This is a genomic window from Haloferax sulfurifontis, from assembly GCF_014635105.1.
GTDB classification, from domain to species: Archaea; Halobacteriota; Halobacteria; order Halobacteriales; family Haloferacaceae; genus Haloferax; species Haloferax denitrificans.
Genome location: NZ_BMCI01000004.1, coordinates 291281 through 306729, shown reverse-complemented (window position 1 = coordinate 306729; position 15449 = coordinate 291281). Strand labels below are relative to the sequence as shown.

Genomic DNA, 15449 nt, shown 5'->3' with positions numbered 1-15449 from the left:
GGTTACTGTTCTCCGGGGCCGAGCGCCTCGATGACCCGCGCCGCGTTTTTCGAGAACGCCTTCGCCAGCGCGTCTTCCGACACGTCGAGCGTCAGAATCTCCATCACGCCCACGTTCGGGTGGGTCTCGGGCGCGCCGCTCCCGAACAGCACGCGGTCCGGGTGTTCGAGCAGTGCGCGTTCGAGCACGCTCCGATAGCGGACGAAACTCGTGTCGAGATAGAGGTCGTCGTGGTCGTCGAGGAGGTCGATGGCCTCGGCCATCAGCTCGCGGTCGAGCGGGAAGCCGCCGAAGCTCGACAGGATGACCGGGAACCGCCCGAGCAGGGACTCGGCGACGGCGCTCGGCTCGAAGGCCCGCCCGCCCTCGACGAAGACGGGAAGCCCCACGTCTTCCAGCATCGCGAGCGTCTCGTCGTCGGGGAGCCCGTCGACCGCCGGCGCGAGCGAAAAGCCGTGGAAGCGGTCGTCGTAGGCGTACTGCTCGATGTCGTCGGGGTCGGCGTGGTGGGCCGCCCGCGACGACGTGAAGTTCCGGAGCCGCGCCGAGGGTCGGCCGCTCGGGTCGCGCGGGCCGTTGATGCGGGCGAACGCCAGAAACGGGCGGTCGACGCTCATCCGCGCGACCGCGTTGTTCGGCCGGAGGTAACTCCCCTCGACCCGCCGTGCGCCCGGCGAGACGACGGCGCGGACGACGCCCGCCTGATGCAGTTCGCGCTCCAGGCGCTCGGGGCTTATCTCCCGCCCGCGCGCCGCGACCGACCGCTCGTCGGGGTCGAGGCGGGCGTTCACGTCCACGACCCTGAACCCGTGTTCCAACTCCAGCATTGTGGAGTCACTCTCCGGTGGCCGCCAAATAGGTTGCAGAATCCGCCACGCACATTTCACCGAGTTCACAGTACCGCGTCGTTCGTTCACCGACGCGTGACGTTCATTCCTTCACGACGGTGCGGAGAGAGCTTGAAACGCGGTTTTTTGGCCTCATCTACGTATCTTCACGTGTGTGCCTCATCGTCGAGGTCGTCGCGCCGTTGTCCGCGCTCCCGTTCGGTCCCGCGGTCGAGGAACACGACGTCGAACTCGAACTGGAACGCTCGGTCCCGACCGCCTCGCGGGCGACGTCGTTCGTCTGGGTTCGCGGTCCCGACGCGGCGTCGTTCGGGGAGGCGGTGCAGTCGCTCCCGAGCGTCGACGACCTCACGCTCGTCGAGTCAGTCTCGGACCGGGCGCTCTACGGCGTCACGTGGAACGTCTCTGAGACGCCTATCCTAGCGGCGTTGGCGGCGCGAGACGCGGTTCTCTTGGAGTGTCTCTCCACCGCCGACTCGTGGTGGCTCAAGCTCCGGGTCTCGTCGCACCGCGTGCTCACCGACCTCAGACGCGAGTGGGCGGCACACGGTATCGACGCCGAGTTCGACCGCATCACCACGGTCGCCGCCGAGGAGGCACCGGCGGGCGAGGGACTGACCGACACGCAACTCGAAGCCCTGCTTCTCGCGCTCGAACGCGGCTACTTCGAGGAGCATCGGGGCACGTCGCTGGCCGAGCTCGGCGCGGAACTCGGCATCTCGCGGCAGGCGGTCGCCGCCCGCCTCAAACGCGCGTACCGGACGCTCGCAGAGCGGATTCGAGACGAGCGACCCCCAGAATAACGGGTTACATAGTCAACCCACACCAATAGGTACCCGACTACCCATTCGGACTGTATGGACGACCCGCTCGAAGGTGGAGCCGGGTCCGTGGTAACCATCTCCGTCGATCGGTACGACGAGGTGGCGGTCGCCATCGCTTCGGCGGTCGCGACGGCCGCGGAACTCAATCCACTCGAACTCCCGCCGCTCTCCGATATCGGCGTCGACCCCGAAGCGCTCGACGTTCTCTTTCACCCTTCTCACGACCCGTCTCGACGGTTCTCGTTCCAGTACGCGGGCCATCTCGTCTCGCTGTTCGGCGACGGGACGCTCACCGTCGACACCCTCGACGAGTAGCGACGCGCCCGACTCGGCGGAGCCTCGCTCGGCCGCCGAATCGGTCCGCGGTCGTCACCTCCGGGATTCGGAAAACCGCCGCCCTGTCGTGCGATTTCGTAGCGCACTCTCGGCGAAACGTATTTATAGAACTGCAATCGTTGATAGCGGTTGAGGTTTCAACATGGCTTCACGAATGCAGCAACCGTTATACATTCTCGCAGAGGGGACGAACCGAACGCACGGCCGCTCCGCACAGGACTCCAACATCCGCGCCGGAAAGGCCGTCGCCGAAGCCGTACGGACCACGCTCGGCCCGCGCGGCATGGACAAGATGCTCGTCGACTCCTCGGGCGAGGTCGTCATCACGAACGACGGCGCGACCATCCTCGAGAAGATGGACATCGAGCACCCCGCCGCGCAGATGATCGTCGAAGTCTCCCAGACCCAAGAGGAGGAAGTCGGCGACGGCACGACCACCGCGGCCGTCCTCACCGGCGAACTCCTCGCGCACGCCGAGGACCTCCTCGACGCCGACCTCCACCCGACCGTCATCGTCGAGGGCTACACCGAGGCCGCCCGCATCGCGCAGGACGCCATCGACGACATGGTCCTCGACGCGGCCCTCGACGACGACCTGCTCCGGAAGGTCGCCGAATCCTCCATGACCGGCAAAGGGACCGGTGACGTGACCGCCGACGTGCTCGCCAAACACGTCGTCAAGGCGGTCCAGATGGTCCACGAGGACGACAGCGGTGCCTTCAACCGCGACGACGTTCGCGTGCTCACCCGCACGGGCGCGTCCTCCTCGGCGACCGAACTCGTCGAGGGCGTCGTCCTCGACAAGGAGCCCGTCAACGAGAACATGCCCCGGTCCGTCTCCGACGCGACCGTCGCGGTCCTCGACATGAAACTCGACGTTCGCAAGAGCGAGGTCGACACCGAGTACAACATCACGTCCGTCGACCAGCTCACCGCGGCCATCGACGCCGAGGACAGCGAACTCCGCGGCTACGCGAAGGCCCTCTCGGACGCCGGCGTCGACGTGGTGTTCTGCACCAAGTCCATCGACGACCGCGTCGCGGGCTTCCTCGCCGACGCGGGCATCCTCGCGTTCAAGAGCGTCAAGAAGTCCGACGCTCGCGCCCTCGCCCGCGCGACCGGCGCGAAGCGCCTCGGCTCCCTCGCCGACCTCGACGAGTCCGACCTCGGGCGCGTCGACTCCGTGAGCATCCGCACCTTCGGCGACGACGACCTCGCGTTCGTCGAGGGCGGCGCGGCGGCCAAGGCCGTCACGCTGTTCCTCCGCGGCGGCACCGAACACGTCGTCGACGAACTCGAACGCGCCATCGAAGACGCCGTCGACGTGGTCGTCGCCGCCATCGACAAGGGCGGCGTCGTCCCCGGCGCGGGCGCGACGGAAATCGCCATCGCCGACCGCATCCGCTCGGAGGCCGCCGGCATCGAGGGGCGCAAGCAACTGGCGGTCGAGGCCTACGCCGACGCCGTCGAGGCGCTCCCGCGCACCCTCGCCGAGAACACCGGCATGGACCCCATCGACGCGCTCGTCGACCTGCGCGCCCGCTACGAGAACGAGGGCATCGCCGGCATCATCTCCTCGGGCCGCTCCGGCGAAATCGGCGACCCCGTCGAACTCGGCGTCATCGACCCCGTCGCGGTCAAGCGCGAAGCCATCGAGTCCGCGACCGAGGCCGCGACGATGATCGTCCGCATCGACGACGTCATCGCCGCCAAGTAACCGAACCGCCCGCAGAACGCCTCCCCCACTCAACCCACCTCCGGCGGCGACTCCCGCCGCCGGGCCACTTCGTGTCGCTTTTCCCGGTCGTGCCGCCCGCAGACGACCGCCCCGGAGCCGCGCCGCCGAACGGCTACCTCTCAGGACTACCTCTCAGCTGGCCGCTACGTTCTTCCGTGGTGAGCGTCGAACTGCACTCCATGTCCGGTGAAGTCGGGCTTCCGGAAGCCGTGTCGATGGCGATTGGTGGAATGGTCGGCGGAGGTATCTTCGCCGTGCTCGGCGTCGTCGCCGGCGCGGCCGGGACCCTCGCGTGGGCGGCGTTCGTCGTCGCCGGCGTGCTCGCGGTCTGTGCCGGCTACTCACTGCTTCGACTGAACAGTCTGTGCGAGTCGCCGCGGTCGCCCGTCGGCTACGTCGAGCGGTTCACCGACGACAACACCACGCTCGCGGGCGTCGTGGGCTGGACGTTCGTCTTCGGCTACGTCGGGACGATGGCGATGTACGCCTACGCCTTCGGCGGCTACTTCGTCGAACTCACCGGCGTCTCGACGGTCGCGTCGGTCTCGATACAGCCGTTCGTCTCCGCGCTCACCGTCGCCGCGTTCGTGAGTCTCAACGTCTTTGGGGCGCACGCCTCCGGGCGGGCCGAAGACGTTCTGGTCGGCCTCAAGGTCGCCATCCTGCTCGTGTTCGGCGTCGGCGGCGTCGCCTACGGCGCGACCCACGGCGGCCTCGGCTTCGGGCTGTCGAACCTCGGCATCGGCCCGCTCGTCGCCGCCGCCGTCTCCTTCGTCGCCTTCGAGGGCTGGGAGCTCCTGTTGTTCGACCAAGAGAACATCGCCGACCCCCGCGAAACCGTCAGGAAGGCGATTTACATCTCCATCGCGGGCGCGACGGGGCTGTACATCCTGGTCGCGCTCGTCACGACCAACCTCGCCGGCATCGACGCCATCCAACAGCACGCCGAGACCGCCCTCGCGGTCGCCGCCCGGCCGTTCCTCGGGCAGGCCGGGTTCGTCCTCATCTCGGTCGCGGCGCTGTTCTCGACGGGGAGCGCCATCAACGCCACGCTGTTCAGCTCCGCGCGGCTCTCGAAGCGCCTCGTCGCCGACGACCTGCTCCCGAGTCGCCTCCGCGACGAGTCCGCCGACGAGCCGATTCGCCCGCTCGTGACGCTCGGCGCGCTCGCGGCCGGGTTCGCCTTCCTCGGGAGCCTCGACGCCATCAGCTCGTTCGCGTCGCTCGCGTTCATCAGCATCTTCGGCGGCCTCTCGTTTCTCGCGTTCCGGGAGCGCGAGGACCTCGCAACCGCCGTGATTCCCGCCGTCGGGACCGTCGGCGGAATTAGCTCGGCGGTCGCGCTCCTGTGGCACCTGTTCGACGCCGAGCGCGGGACGTTCTGGACCGTGCTCGCGCTCGCCGTGGTCGTCGTCGGCGTCGAGGTGCTCTACTTCGAGCGCGAGAGCATCGTAAGCGAGGTTCGCTCGGCCGAGCGGCGCGTGGAAAACGAGCTGTAGGGGTTCTGTGCTCTGGGTTCTTTCGGTCCCTGCCTCACACCCGCGGGAGCCGCCAGTCGTAGCGGAGCGCGAGCAACCGCACCGAAAAGACGACCGCGGCGCACAGCCCCGAGGGGACGCCGGTCGGCGCGCCGACCGCGCGGGCGACGAGGAAGGCGAGACCGCCGACGACGGCGGGCGTTGCGTAGAAGTCGTCGCGGAGGACGACCGGCACGCGACCGATGAGGATGTCGGCGATGGAGCCGCCGCCGACGGCCGTGATGGTGGCGAGGATGACGACGCCGAACGACGTGACGCCGGCGTCGACGCCGACGAGCGCGCCGGTCGCCGCGAACGCCGACAGCCCGACCGCGTCGGTGGTCAGGAACGCCGGGTGGTCGCGCACGCGCCCCGCTATCGAGTGAATGAGGACGATGGCGACGCCGACGCCGACGAGCGCGACGCTCATGTCCCACGTCCCCGCGAGCGAGGCCGGCAGTCGGTCCACGAGCACGTCGCGGGTCGTCCCGCCGCCGAGGGCCGTCACGATGCCGAGCACGGAGACGCCGAACACGTCGAGGCCGGCTTCCGCGGCCTTGAGCGCGCCAGCGACCGCGAACGCGAGGAGGCCGACGACGTTCATCACCGCGAAGGGGTCGATCTCGGGGACGACGACCGCGGCGGGAACGGGAACGGGCACGGGTACGAGAACGGAGACGGGCGCGGGGACAGACGCGAGAGCGGCGACGCCCATCAGTCGACCCGGAGTTCGACGCGGTCGCCGGGCGCGAGGCCGAACGCCTCGTCGCCGCGGCCGTGGTTCACGTCGCACTCGACGTTGCCGTGACTGCCGACGGTGACCAGTTTCTCGCCGCGCGGGACGGCCTCGAAGGTGCGGCCGACCGGGACCGACTCGCCGTTCACCGAGACGGTCTCGCCCGCCGCGTCGTGGACGACCGCGCCCGGAACGTTGGTGATGCAGTTGCCGAAGTCGTCGACGACGAGCACCTCGCCGGTCGCCTCGCGGCCGTCGGCCGAGACGGTCGCCTCGGGGAGGCGGCACTCGGCGAGCGACTCGACGGGAATCAGCTCGAAGCGGTCGACCGACGCCAGCGCCGATGCGCCGGCGACGTGGGCGTCGGCGGCCGCGGGCGCGAACACGTCCCGCCCATGGAAGGTCGTCGACTCGGGGTTCGGAACGTCGATTTCGTAGGCTTCGACGGGGGCGTCGGCGGCGAGTTCGGCGGCCACGCGTCTCGCCGGCGGACGGAGGACGCCGTTGTCGGGGCCGACGAAGACGTGGTCGCCGACCCGAAGGACGACCGCCCGGCGGTCGGTGCCGACGCCGGGGTCGACCACGACGAGGTGGACCGCCGGCGGGAAGTACGGAAGCGTCTCGCGGAGCCAGAAGGCGGCCGCGCGAACGTCCTGTCGCGGGAGGTCGTGGGCCACGTCAACGAGCCGCGCGTCGGTCCGCGAGAGGACGACGCCCTTCATCGCGGCGGGGTACGCGAGCCCGAAGTCGGACGCGAGCGTTATCATCTCAACAGGGGTTGGGGTCCTCGTCGTCGGCGACGCGCTCCGAGCCGTCGGTGGCCGTGACGCGCTGGAGGCGCTCGATGCCGTCGATTTCGCGGACCACGTCGGCCACCTCGTCGGGGACGAGCGACTCCCAGTCGCGGTCTTCTACCATGCGCTGGCGGACCTCCGTGCCCTCCAGCACCTCGCGGTTGAACATGGGCGACTGGTGGACCTCGACGCCCGCCTCCTTGAACAGCTGGATGACGAGCGGGTTGTTGGAGTACGCCACCTCGAACGCGGGGGACATCGACTGGACGTGGCTGACCCACACCGAGTTGCGGTCGAGGTCCTCGATGGGGACCGCGTAGGTCGTGATGTCGAAGTCGGAGACGGCCTTGTTGACCATCATGATTCGCTCGCCCGCGGTGAAGGGGTTCCGCGGCGAGTGCGAGTCGCCCGCGGACCCGATGCCGAGGACGAGTTCGTCGACTTCGGTGGCAATCTCTTCGACCATTCGGTGGTGGCCGTTGTGGTACGGCTGGAAGCGACCGATGTAGAACCCCCGCATGGGTCGGGCGTTAGTCCGGATTACTTATAAATACGCCGAGTCACGAGAATTCCGGTATTCCGGTGGTAGGGCGGTCGAAACGCGAGGTTACGGCAAGGTACGCCGGATGCGGACCGGGGAGAAAGTATATCAGTCGCAGGGCCTACGTTAGAAGTAGCGACGACAGTTCTATGAGTAACGATACGAACACCGACGACAGCCTCCACGAGCGGGAGGATTCACCCGACGACGCGCCCTCGGAAGAGGGCATCGACGACGGGGGGACGCTCCAGCACGACGAGGCCGAAGAGGTCGACAAGAAGACGATCGACGACCTCGGGAGCGATGTCGAAATCGACGCCGACGTGGCCGAGAACGTGGACGAAGACGACCTCCTCGGTGGTCTCAAGATAGAGACGACCGACGAGATTCCCGTCCCGGACCGCCTCGTCGACCAGGTCATCGGGCAGGAGCACGCCCGCGACGTCATCATGAAGGCGGCCAAACAGCGCCGCCACGTCATGATGATCGGCTCCCCGGGGACGGGGAAGTCGATGCTCGCCAAGGCGATGTCCGAGCTTCTCCCCCGCGAGGAGCTACAGGACGTGCTCGTCTACCACAACCCCGACGACGGCAATCGCCCCAAGGTCCGCACGGTCCCCGCGGGCAAAGGTGACCAGATCGTCGAGGCGCACAAAGAAGAGGCACGCAAGCGCAACCAGATGCGCTCGTTCCTCATGTGGATTATTATCGCGGTCGTGCTGGGCTACTCGCTCATCATCGCCCAGCAGGTCCTGCTCGGCATCCTCGCCGCGGGTATCATCTACCTCGCGTTCCGCTACGGCTCCCGCGGCAGTGACGCGATGATTCCGAACCTCATCGTGAACAACGCCGACCAGAAGTCCGCGCCGTTCCAGGACGCGACGGGCGCTCACGCGGGCGCGCTCCTCGGCGACGTCCGCCACGACCCGTTCCAGTCCGGCGGCATGGAGACGCCCAGCCACGACCGCGTCGAACCCGGCGCGATTCACAAGTCGAACAAGGGCGTCCTGTTCGTCGACGAGATAAACACCCTCGACGTGCGCAGTCAACAGCACCTGATGACGGCCATCCAGGAGGGCGAGTTCTCTATCACGGGCCAGTCCGAGCGCTCCTCGGGCGCGATGGTCCAGACCGAGCCCGTCCCGACGGACTTCATCATGATCGCCGCGGGTAACCTCGACGCGATGGAGAACATGCATCCCGCGCTCCGCTCCCGTATCAAGGGCTACGGGTACGAGGTGTACATGGACGACACCATCCAGGACACCCCCGAGATGCGCCGCAAGTACGCGCGCTTCGTGGCCCAGGAGGTCACCAACGACGGGCGGCTCCCGCACTTCACCGAAGAGGCGGTCGAGGAGCTCATCCTCGAAGCCCGCCGCCGCGCCGGTCGCAAGGGTCACCTCACCCTCGAATTCCGTAACCTCGGCGGCCTCGTCCGCGTCGCCGGCGACATCGCCCGCGGCGAGAACGCCGAGCTGACCACCCGCGACCACGTGTTGCAGGCCAAGCGCCGCGCGCGCTCCATCGAACAGCAGATCGCGGACCAGTACATCGAGCGCCGCAAGGACTACGAGCTGTCGGTCAACGACGGCTTCGTCACCGGCCGCGTCAACGGCCTCGCCGTCATGGGCGAGGACTCCGGTATCATGCTCCCCGTGATGGCCGAGGTCACGCCCTCGCAGGGCCCCGGTCAGGTCATCGCGACCGGCCAGCTCAAGGAGATGGCCGAAGAGTCCGTCCAGAACGTCTCGGCCATCATCAAGAAGTTCTCCAACCAGGACCTCTCGGAGATGGACGTGCACGTGCAGTTCGTCCAGACCGGCCAGCAGGGCGTCGACGGCGACTCCGCGTCCATCACGGTCGCCACCGCCGTCATCTCCGCGCTGGAGGACATCCCCATCGACCAGTCGGTCGCCATGACCGGCTCGCTGTCGGTGCGCGGCGACGTGCTCCCGGTCGGCGGCGTCACCCACAAGATCGAGGCCGCCGCGAAGGCCGGCTGTTCGACGGTCATCATCCCCGCCGCCAACGAGCAGGACGTGATGATCGAAGACGAGTACAAGGAGATGGTCGACATCATCCCCGTCTCGCACATCAGCGAAGTCCTCGACGTCGCCCTTGAAGGCGAACCCGAGAAGGACTCGCTCGTGGACCGCCTCAAGAGCATCACCGGCTCCGCCCTCAACAAGGGCCAGGGCGTCAAAGGGCCCTCCAGCCCCAGCCCGCAGTAACGCCGGATGACCGACTGGGCGGCGTTCGCGGGCTTCACCGGCCTCGTCCTCGCCGTCTTACTCTCTCTCGCACACTTTTCTCGCGGCGTCCCGCACGCTGAGGAGACCGGCTCCGACGCGCCCGCGACTCCCCACGACTCTGAGTCCGACCCCGCCCAAAACGCCCGAGTCGGTTCGCCGGACGACCCCGTTTCTACCCCCGCCGAACCGGACGAAACGCACGAACCAGCCGACCCCGACACCGTCTCGCTGGCCTCCTTCTCGGTCGATTCGACCGACGCGTCGCCGCGACCCGAGCCGCCGACGCTCGCTGGGGGCGACGGCGCGGCCGACGCCGAGTCCGACGTGACGGCCGGTTCCGAACCCGACTCGGACCGGGAACCCCCCGGCGTCACCGCGGCTCCCGTCTCGGCCGTCTCGGAGCGCTCCGCGTCCGCCGCCGACCTCCCGCCGCATCTCCTTCTCGCCAACGTCGCGCTCTCGCAGGCGTTCCTCGGCGGCTTTCTCGGCCTCGGCGCGTGGTACGCCGGCGTGCCGGCCGCGGCGCTCGGCTTCTCCGTCACCGACCTCCCGGCGAAGTTCGCTCTCGGCGTCGGACTCGGCATCGCGCTCTACGGGGCCAACCGAGTCGGTTCGACGGTCAGCGAGCGGTTCGGCATCGCGCCCGACGAGGCGGTCCGCGAGTCGCTGACGCCGCGGACCGCCGCGGGCTGGGTGTTCCTGTTCGCGGTCGCGCTTCCCCTCATCGCCGGCTTCGAAGAGCTGTTGTTCCGGGGCGCGCTCGTGGGAGCGGTCGCCGCCGGCTTCGACGTGTCGCCGTGGCTCATGGCGGCCGTGTCGTCGGCCGCCTTCGGCGCGGGCCACGGCGCGCAGGGTCGACTCGGCATCGTCGTCACCGGCCTCCTCGGGTTCGTCCTTGCGGCGGCGTTCGTCCTCACCGGGAGCCTGTTGGTCGTGGTCGTCGCCCACTACCTCGTGAACGCGCTGGAGTTTGCGGGCCACGAGCTGTTCGGCTGGTAGCGGCGGCTCACCACGTCGGCGTCGGCGACGACCGCCGAATCGCTCGCCGTCGCGGCCGCGGCGCGGGGATGCGTTCAAGTGTCCGCACCACGCGTAGCCGGTATGGACATCGACACGCGGCAGTTGACGCAGGCGGGGCTCATCGGCTATCTGGCGCTCGTCGTCGCGGCGTTCGCCACGGGGAACCCGACGCTTCGACTCGCCGCCGACGCCGCCTTCGGGCTGACGGCGGTTCTCCTCGGCGTCGTCACGCTCCGGATTCCGGTCGACAGCCGACTCAAGTACGCCGCCGGCGGCGGCTTCGTCCTCGCGGGGCTCTCGCAGTTCGCCGAGCTCGCGACCGGCGTCCAGTCGGTCGGACTCGCCAGCACGCTGTTCCTCCTCGGCGGCCTGCTCGGCTACCTCGCGCTCCGCCGCGAGACCGACGCGATGCCGTTCTGAGGGGAGGGCCGCAGAATTATAGATTTAGATTCCTTCGGACTTCCGGAGCGCCTCGACCACGTCGTCGGGGGCGGCGCTCGGGCCGTCTTTCACCCGGTGGTCGGGGACGACGACCGGGACCGGGTTCGCCGCGAGCGCCTCGCGGACGACGCGCTCCGAGTCGTCGCCCTCGGGGTCGAGGCCGGCCATGCGGACGAGGAGCGCCACGTCGACCGTGTCGCCCCGCGGGACGTTCCGAAGCGACTCCAGCACGCTCCGCTGGTCGGTCGGGACGGTCAGGCCGATGGGGACCGACGAGAGGTCCGTCTCGCCCCGGTCGATGGCGGCCAACACGGCGTCGAGGTGTTCGTGGTCGGACTCGGCGTCCGCCGGGAGCGAGTCCGGAAACGAGACGTCGATGACCTTCCCGCTGACCACGCCGACCTGAACGGGGCGGCCGAGCGTCGACGATTCGCGCGCGTAGATTCCCGAGACGGGCATACGTTCGGCTCCCGTCGCCGGACGCTTGACCCTTCCGGCGACGGCGTGGGGGTCGGCCGACCGCGTTCGGTTCGAGTTCGCTGGTCGCGCGCTCGCCCGCGAACGCGAGCGCGCGAGAGACGGTGAGTGTCCCCGCCGACGCAAGTCTTATGTACAGATACGTGCGTTAGTGTACATCAATGAACGCTAGTGGAGACGAATTAGCTCCCGACGTGCGCGCCATCCTGGAGGCCGCGCGGGAGCGACCCGGCGGGGAGACGCGCGTGTCGGTCGACGCGCGGTCGTTCCCCGAGGCCGTGGCCGAGACGGAGGCCGCGGGGCGGGTTCCCGTCATCGCCGAGGTGAAGCCCACGAGTCCGACGACCGAGGGCGTCCGCGAGGACGACCCGGTCGAACTGGCCCGCGAGATGGTCGCCGGCGGCGCGACGGCGCTGTCGGTGCTCACCGAACCCGAGCACTTCGGCGGCTCCGCCGAGTCGCTTCGGCGCATCCGCGAGGCCGTCGACGTGCCCGTGCTCCGCAAGGACTTCATCATGCACGAGGCCCAACTGGACGTCGTCGAATCTGACCTCGTGCTCCTCATCGCGCGGTTCGTCGGCGAGGACCTCCCGGACCTCGTCGAGGCGGCCCGCGACCGCGGCTTCCAGCCGCTCGTGGAGGTCCACACGCGCGAGGAACTCACGGCGGCGCTCGCGGCCGGAGCCGACATCGTCGGCATCAACAACCGCGACCTCGGGAAACTCGAAGTCGACCTCGGCACGTTCGAGGAACTCGCGCCGGAAGCGCCCGAGGACGTGCTCCTCGTGGCCGAAAGCGGCGTGAAGACGGTCGACGACGCGACGCGGATGCGCGAGGCCGGTGCCGACGCCCTCCTCGTCGGGACGGCCATCATGGACGGCGACGTACGACGGAACACGGAGACACTCACACAATGAGCGCAGACGGCAAATTCGGCGACTACGGCGGACAGTACGTTCCCGAGGCCCTCATGCCGGCCATCGAGGAACTGAACGACGCGTACGAGCGGTACGTCCTCGACAACGAAGACGGCTTCATGGACGACTTCCGCGCGCGACTGCGGGACTTCGGCGGGCGGCCGACGCCCCTCCAGCGCGCGGACCGACTCTCCGAGCGCTACGACCGCGAGGTGTACCTCAAGCGCGAGGACCTGCTTCACGGCGGCGCGCACAAGCTCAACAACGCCCTCGGACAGGTCCTGTTGGCGAAGTACATGGGCAAAGAGCGCATCATCGCCGAGACCGGCGCGGGCCAGCACGGCACCGCCACGGCGATGGCCTGCGCGCACCTCGATATGCCCTGCGAGATTTACATGGGCGAACGCGACATCAACCGCCAGCGCCCCAACGTCTTCCGGATGAAGCTCAACGGCTCGGAGGTGAACCCCGTCACCGTCGGCCGCGGCACGCTCAAGGAGGCCATCTCCGAGACGATGCGCGACTGGGCGACCAACGTCGAAGACACTCACTACGTCATCGGCTCCGTGGTCGGACCCCACCCGTTCCCGAGCATGGTCCGAGACTTTCAGTCGGTCATCTCCGAGGAGGCCCGCACGCAGGCCACCGAAAAGCTCGGTCGGCTCCCCGACGCGGTCGTCGCCTGCGCGGGCGGCGGCTCGAACACGATGGGCGCGTTCGCCGAGTTCGTCGACGACGAGGAGACCGCGCTCTACGCCGTCGAGGCCGGCGGCTCGACGCTCGAAGTCGACGAGGAAGCCGGCGTCGCGCCCAACTCGGCGTCGCTCACGACCGGCACGGAGGGCATCCTCCACGGCGCTCGTACCCGGCTCCTACAGGACCGCGACGGCCAGATTATGGAGTCGCACTCGGTGTCGTCGGGCCTCGACTACGCCGGCGTCGGACCCGAACTCGCGTATCTCGTCGACACCGGCCGCGTCACCGCCGTCAACGTCGACGACGACGAGGCGCTGACCGCGTTCCACCGGCTCTCCCAGATGGAGGGCATCATCCCCGCGCTGGAGTCGGCTCACGCGTTCGGCTACCTCGAATCGGTCGTCGGCCCCGACGCGCCCGACTCCGGGGAAGCGGACGACCTCGGCGAGTACGTCGTGGTCAACGTCTCCGGCCGCGGCGACAAGGACCTCGAATCGGCCATCGAGGAGACCTACGAGCGCGACATCGACATCGCGCCGAACATGGACGAGTTCACGGGGGGCCTGTGATGTCGCTCGAAGACGCCTTCGCCGACGGCCCGGCGTTCGTCCCCTACCTCGCCGCCGGCGACCCCGACTACGAGTCCTCGCTGAAATACGTCGAGGCGCTCGAACGCGGCGGCGCGGACGTCATCGAACTCGGGCTTCCGTTCTCGGAGCCCATCGCCGAGGGGCCGACCATCCAGAACGCGGTGGTTCGGTCGCTCGAAGGCGGCATGACGCCGACGCGCTTCTTCGAGTTCGTCGAGGACCTCGACGTGTCGGTGCCGCTGGTCTGTATGACCTACTACAACCTCATCTACCGCTACGGCGATGAACCCGGTCCGCGGCCGTTCGTCGAGAAGGCCGCCGAGGTCGGCATCGAGGGCTTCGTCGTCCCCGACCTGCCGGCAGAAGAGGCCGACCCACTGCGCGAGGCCTGCGACGAGTTCGGTCTCGACCTCGTGTTCATCGTCGCGCCGACGACCCGCGGCGAGCGCCTCGACCGCATCATGGAACGGGTCTCGGGCTACGTCTACGTGCAGGCGCGCCTCGGCACGACGGGCGCGCAGTCGAGCGTCTCCGACCAGACCGGCTCGTCGCTCGAACGACTCGCCGACTACGACGTGCCCAAGGCGGTCGGCTTCGGCATCAGTAGCGGCGACCACGCCGAGCGCATCGTCGCCAGCGGTGCCGACGGCATCATCGTCGGGAGCGCGCTCGTGGACATCGTCGCCGAGGGCCACGAGAACGGCGACGACGCCGAAACGGTCGCCGACCGCCTCGAAACGCTCGCCCGCGAGCTGAAAGACGGCGCGGTGGCCGGCGCGTCGCAACGCCCACCGCATCCGGAACGCACATAACCACTCTGCCACCCTTTCTCATACATGAACACCGACATCGGACTCTCCGCACGACTCGAACGCATCTCCACAGACGGGCGATACCTCATCGTCCCGATGGACCACGGCATCACCCTCGGCCCGGTCACGGGCCTCGTCGACATCGAATCCACCATCGACGGCATCACGCGCGGCGGCGCCGACGCCGTCCTCACGCACAAGGGCACCGCGCCGCGCGTCCACCCGAACAAGAACGGCAAGGGCTACATCGTCCACGTAAACGGCTCGACGGTCATCGGCCCGGACGAAAACGACAAGCGACTCACCGGCACCGTCGAAGACGCCCTCCGCGTCGGTGCCGACGCCGTCTCCTTCCACATCAACGTCGGCTCGGACTACGAGCCCGACCAGATGACGCAACTCGCCGACCTCTGTTCCCGCGCCGCCGACTTCGGCGTGCCCGTCCTCGCGATGTCCTACGCCCGCGGCCCCGGCATCGACGAACAGGACCCCGAGGCGCTCGCCCACGCCGTCCGCCTCGCCGAGGAAGTCGGTGCCGACGTGGTGAAGACGGCCTACAGCGGCGACGCGGAGTCCTTCGGCCGCGTCGTCGAGGCCACGCGCCTGCCGGTCGTCATCGCCGGCGGCAGTCGCGGCACCGACCGCGAGACGGTCGAGATGGTCCGCGGCACGATGGACGCCGGCGCGGCCGGCGTCTCCATGGGTCGCTCCATCTTCCAGCACGAGAACCCCGAGGCCATCACCCGCGCCGTCAGCGCCGTCATCCACGACGACGCCGACGTCGATGCGGCGCTCGAACGCGCCGGGCTCGGCATCGAGGCGTAACGCGACTAACGCGACCCGCGGCGTTCCGACGCCCTTTCTGCTTCCTTCGACAGTCCCAGCCTACAGATAGATACCCGCCGAG

The 15449-nt window shown here is 68.9% G+C and carries 16 protein-coding genes; 11 read left to right on the top strand and 5 right to left on the bottom strand.

From position 1 onward, the window contains the following. Window positions 1-2: 2 nt before the first annotated feature. A complete protein-coding gene (locus tag IEV64_RS13075) occupies window positions 3-827 on the bottom strand; it encodes an amidohydrolase family protein (protein ID WP_188424052.1) in 825 nt (274 codons plus the stop codon). Between the two features lie 173 nt (window positions 828-1000). Between IEV64_RS13075 and IEV64_RS13070 the strand changes: the two genes are divergently transcribed. The 4 genes from IEV64_RS13070 (at window position 1001) to IEV64_RS13055 (ending at window position 5245) form a co-directional block, all read left to right on the top strand. Beyond that, window positions 1001-1651 carry a helix-turn-helix domain-containing protein gene (locus IEV64_RS13070; protein WP_188424051.1) on the top strand — a complete coding sequence of 217 codons (651 nt, stop codon included), beginning with the start codon at window positions 1001-1003 and terminating at the stop codon, window positions 1649-1651. A gap of 54 nt (window positions 1652-1705) precedes the next feature. Beyond that, window positions 1706-1987 carry a HalOD1 output domain-containing protein gene (locus IEV64_RS13065; protein WP_007275148.1) on the top strand — a complete coding sequence of 94 codons (282 nt, stop codon included), beginning with the start codon at window positions 1706-1708 and terminating at the stop codon, window positions 1985-1987. Between the two features lie 175 nt (window positions 1988-2162). Next, complete coding sequence (thsA, locus tag IEV64_RS13060; protein WP_188424050.1) at window positions 2163-3725, top strand: thermosome subunit alpha; 1563 nt, start codon at window positions 2163-2165, stop codon at window positions 3723-3725. A 200-nt stretch (window positions 3726-3925) separates the two neighbouring features. Further along, the gene (locus tag IEV64_RS13055) at window positions 3926-5245 is read left to right on the top strand and encodes an APC family permease (protein WP_188424049.1); all 1320 of its coding nucleotides are present in this window, start codon (window positions 3926-3928) and stop codon (window positions 5243-5245) included. A 34-nt stretch (window positions 5246-5279) separates the two neighbouring features. On the opposite strand, the gene IEV64_RS13050 is transcribed toward IEV64_RS13055, so the two are convergent. Genes IEV64_RS13050 through IEV64_RS13040 form a run of 3 tightly spaced genes read right to left on the bottom strand, consistent with a single transcriptional unit; the run spans window position 5280 to window position 7313 of the window. Beyond that, entirely contained in the window at window positions 5280-5978 is a 699-nt protein-coding gene (locus IEV64_RS13050) for a trimeric intracellular cation channel family protein (protein WP_425433189.1), read from the bottom strand. After that, window positions 5978-6766, bottom strand: coding sequence for an SAM hydrolase/SAM-dependent halogenase family protein (locus IEV64_RS13045; RefSeq protein WP_188424048.1), 789 nt, complete (start codon window positions 6764-6766; stop codon window positions 5978-5980). Before IEV64_RS13045 ends, IEV64_RS13050 begins: the two co-directional genes overlap by 1 nt. A 1-nt stretch (window position 6767) precedes the next feature. After that, complete coding sequence (locus IEV64_RS13040) at window positions 6768-7313, bottom strand: nicotinamide-nucleotide adenylyltransferase (protein WP_004971238.1); 546 nt, start codon at window positions 7311-7313, stop codon at window positions 6768-6770. Between the two features lie 170 nt (window positions 7314-7483). Here IEV64_RS13040 and lonB point away from each other — a divergent pair, with 170 nt between their 5' ends. The 3 genes from lonB to IEV64_RS13025 all read left to right on the top strand — a co-directional run bounded on the left by lonB (window position 7484) and on the right by IEV64_RS13025 (window position 11029). After that, window positions 7484-9568 carry an ATP-dependent protease LonB gene (gene lonB / locus IEV64_RS13035; RefSeq protein ID WP_004971237.1) on the top strand — a complete coding sequence of 695 codons (2085 nt, stop codon included), beginning with the start codon at window positions 7484-7486 and terminating at the stop codon, window positions 9566-9568. Between the two features lie 6 nt (window positions 9569-9574). Then, complete coding sequence (locus IEV64_RS13030) at window positions 9575-10588, top strand: CPBP family glutamic-type intramembrane protease (RefSeq protein WP_188424047.1); 1014 nt, start codon at window positions 9575-9577, stop codon at window positions 10586-10588. 102 nt (window positions 10589-10690) lie between these two features. Continuing rightward, window positions 10691-11029 (top strand): hypothetical protein, encoded by a 339-nt coding sequence (locus tag IEV64_RS13025; RefSeq protein ID WP_188424046.1) that lies wholly within the window; start codon window positions 10691-10693, stop codon window positions 11027-11029. A gap of 24 nt (window positions 11030-11053) precedes the next feature. On the opposite strand, the gene IEV64_RS13020 is transcribed toward IEV64_RS13025, so the two are convergent. Continuing rightward, the gene (locus IEV64_RS13020) at window positions 11054-11509 is read right to left on the bottom strand and encodes an MGMT family protein (RefSeq protein WP_007275140.1); all 456 of its coding nucleotides are present in this window, start codon (window positions 11507-11509) and stop codon (window positions 11054-11056) included. A gap of 179 nt (window positions 11510-11688) precedes the next feature. Between IEV64_RS13020 and trpC the strand changes: the two genes are divergently transcribed. Genes trpC through IEV64_RS13000 form a run of 4 tightly spaced genes read left to right on the top strand, consistent with a single transcriptional unit; the run spans window position 11689 to window position 15367 of the window. Then, window positions 11689-12444, top strand: a complete 756-nt coding sequence (trpC, locus tag IEV64_RS13015; protein ID WP_229722619.1) for an indole-3-glycerol phosphate synthase — start codon at window positions 11689-11691, stop codon at window positions 12442-12444. Further along, on the top strand, window positions 12441-13709 hold the full coding sequence (trpB, locus tag IEV64_RS13010; protein ID WP_007275138.1) for a tryptophan synthase subunit beta: 1269 nt from the start codon (window positions 12441-12443) through the stop codon (window positions 13707-13709). Before trpC ends, trpB begins: the two co-directional genes overlap by 4 nt. Continuing rightward, the gene (trpA, locus tag IEV64_RS13005) at window positions 13709-14542 is read left to right on the top strand and encodes a tryptophan synthase subunit alpha (protein WP_007275137.1); all 834 of its coding nucleotides are present in this window, start codon (window positions 13709-13711) and stop codon (window positions 14540-14542) included. The genes trpB and trpA overlap by 1 nt, the downstream gene beginning before the upstream one ends. A 24-nt stretch (window positions 14543-14566) precedes the next feature. Then, window positions 14567-15367: a 2-amino-3,7-dideoxy-D-threo-hept-6-ulosonate synthase gene (locus tag IEV64_RS13000; RefSeq protein ID WP_007275136.1), complete on the top strand. Its 801-nt coding sequence runs from the start codon at window positions 14567-14569 to the stop codon at window positions 15365-15367. Window positions 15368-15449 lie beyond the last annotated feature (82 nt).